The organism is Mycobacterium sp. 1274756.6, assembly GCF_001668625.1.
GTDB lineage: Bacteria > Actinomycetota > Actinomycetes > Mycobacteriales > Mycobacteriaceae > Mycobacterium.
In genome coordinates this window covers 1-2448 of record NZ_LZLJ01000077.1, presented here as the reverse complement: position 1 = coordinate 2448, position 2448 = coordinate 1, and the positions used below count along the sequence as shown (strand labels likewise).

Here is a 2448-nt window from a genome sequence, read left to right as displayed (position 1 = left end):
ACGGCACAATAGCCATGACCACGTGGCCTACTTTTCAACCGTCGCCACCGGCCTGGAATTGGACCGGCGTCAACAGAGGAGCCCTGACCCCGGTGGATAAGCCCCGCCGGCGCGAGCTCGCAGCCGAGTTCGGCTACTGGCCCGCAACCAGTGAACCCGAAGACATCCGGCGGCACCGACTGCGCAACGCCGGGTGCGACGCCGCCCTGACCCAAGAACAACTGGAGTACAAGTACTCGCATCTTCGACGGTGTCGGCCGTACAGTAAAGCCCCATGACCGGCTCACTCGGGCGCCGCGCTACAGCACTCGCTGCCGCCGCGCTGGCCGCCGCGGCAACGGTCGCGGGTTGCTCCCCACCCGAACCGCGGGAGAAGCCTGATCCGACGACGACTGTGACCACCTCGACGTCCGAACCCGAGCAAAGTGCGCAGCGCCGCGACGACCAGCTGGCCACCGAGATCCTGGAGAACATCGTCAACCACGAGTTCGACGCCGCCACCGCGCGATTTGACGACGACATGAAGGAGAAGCTGCCGCCTGCGGAACTCTCCTCAGCGTGGACCACCTACCAGCAGCAGCTCGGCAGCTACGAGTCCCACGGCGGGCCGGAGAGTGTGCCGCGCGGCGAATTCACCGTCGTCAATATTCCGCTGAACATGACCGAAGCGCCCGGTCAGTTCCGCGTCACCTTCCACGACGACGGAACCGTCGCCGGTCTGTATTTCTTGGTGGCCGGCGTACCGGTGCCCTGACCGGCATCACGGGGGCGCTACTGTTCCGGCGTGAACACCAGCTACGAGGTCCCCGAAGCCTGGCGATCGAGGTTCGAGTTCTTCGACCGCTACGGCCACCAGGCCTCGACCCCCGAGGCGCGCGCCGCGTACAAGGCACTGCCCTTCGGCGGACGGCTGCGCATCAGCGCCAACATCCTGGCGTTCCTGTTCGGCCCGATCTACTTCTTCGTCAAGGGCATGTGGCGCAAAGGGCTGTCGCTGCTGCTCGCGGCCATCGTGGTCAGTCTCGCGCTGTCACAGGTTGAGGTCTCCGATGGGCTGAACACCGGGATCGGCACCGCTTTCGCGGCGGTTGCGATGCTCACCGCCAACTACGCCTACTACCTGCACGTCACCAAGGCCAGCACCTCGTGGAATCCGTTCGAGGGAACCGGCAAGCAGCGTTAGCGGTCAGCGGAAATAGACCTCGGCACCGGTCGGGTAGCCGCCCCCGGTTGTGGTGATGTGCACGTGGTCGAAGTGGCCATAACCGCCCGACTGCGCGCCACTGGGGGTGTAGTAGACGCCGCGCCAGATGACGTCCTGGAGGCCGAATCGCTCGGCATTCTGCAGCGCGTACGCCGCGACCTGGTTGCCCAGCGCGATGCCTTCGGCGCTACCGGGGTTGGGGATCATCACATCCAGGGCCAGACCGTCGGGATGCCAGCGCAGTGCGTCGGCACGGACCCCGCCGATCTCGTGAATCTCGGGGAACACGACGCTGATATTCCGCGCGACCAGGATCGTTTTGACCTGTAATCCCTGTTCCGGGGCGATACCGGCCGGCAGAGCTTGGGGGATGTCGTCGGCTCGCACGACTCGCCACCGCGAGGCAGGCAACGTCTCCGGTAGTGCGGCTGGGTGGTCGACGAATGCGGCCGCCGCGAAGGTGGCCGACTTCGGTGTTACGACCTGCACGCAGCAGTCGGGGTCGAGGGGGGCCTCGGCGTTCTGGTCGGCGGCACGGACGTCGACGGCCTGGGCGGCCAGCAAGGCACCCGCTGCCGGCGACGGCAAAGGACACCGCGCCCGCGACCACGGCCGTAGCCACGGCCGCGGTCCGCTTTCGTCGCTTGCTGGCTAAGCTGCGCTCGACCACAGACACACCATACGAGCTATTCGGCAAATAATCACAATTTCATAACCATCTCGCCGCGGCGGCCCGTCGCAGGCCCGGCCCGGTGCTCGATCGGGTATCAGCCCGGCCGCGCGGCCGTGCGGCGCGATTTGTCAGGTCAGTGCGGTTCTCTTGTTCTCTTAATAGCCCGGGTACCCCGGGTAGCCGGGGTTTGCCGGATAGCCCGGGTTGCCCGGATTACCCGGGTTGAGGAACGGGTTTCTCGGCGCGCCGGGCTGTGAGCCCTGCCCTTCGGGCACTTGGACCGGTATCGGCACCGGCACGAACGGCACGGTCAACCACTCGGTGGTCATCGGCGTGGTGGTCGGCGGCTGCGAGGTGGTCGTCGGCGGTCGGGTGGTCGTGGTGGTCGGCGGGGTCGTCGTCGTGGTGGTCGGCGGCGGTGTCGTGGTGGTGGTCGTGGTGGTCGGCGGGGGCGTCGTCGTCGCGGTCGTCGGCGCCTCCGTGGTGGGCGGAGGGGCGTGGGTTGTCTCAGGCGGAGGCGCCACCGGTGCCGGCGGTGGCGGCGCCGGTTGCGGCGGCCGCGGCGGTGGCG

Annotated in this window: 3 protein-coding genes and 1 pseudogene; 3 read left to right on the top strand and 1 reads right to left on the bottom strand. The window is 67.6% G+C overall.

Features of this window, described 5'->3' with window-relative positions; genetic code table 11:
* Window positions 1–274: 274 nt before the first annotated feature.
* Window positions 275–754, top strand: coding sequence for a DUF3887 domain-containing protein (locus A5643_RS11915; protein WP_082948915.1), 480 nt, complete (start codon window positions 275–277; stop codon window positions 752–754).
* 30 nt (window positions 755–784) lie between these two features.
* Entirely contained in the window at window positions 785–1183 is a 399-nt protein-coding gene (locus A5643_RS11910; RefSeq protein ID WP_066855448.1) for a DUF2628 domain-containing protein, read from the top strand.
* A 3-nt stretch (window positions 1184–1186) separates the two neighbouring features.
* On the opposite strand, the pseudogene A5643_RS11905 reads toward A5643_RS11910, so the two are convergent.
* Window positions 1187–1874 (bottom strand): annotated as a pseudogene (locus A5643_RS11905) (VldE C-terminal domain-containing protein).
* A 324-nt stretch (window positions 1875–2198) separates the two neighbouring features.
* Here A5643_RS11905 and A5643_RS18255 point away from each other — a divergent pair.
* A partial coding sequence (locus A5643_RS18255) for a hypothetical protein (RefSeq protein ID WP_197497718.1) occupies window positions 2199–2448 on the top strand: 250 nt, incomplete at its 3' end.

What these genes read in the sequence shown, in the direction of transcription:
- A5643_RS11915 (WP_082948915.1), top strand. Translation starts at nt 275, where the DNA reads ATGACCGGCTCACTCGGGCGCCGCGCTACAGCACTCGCTGCCGCCGCG.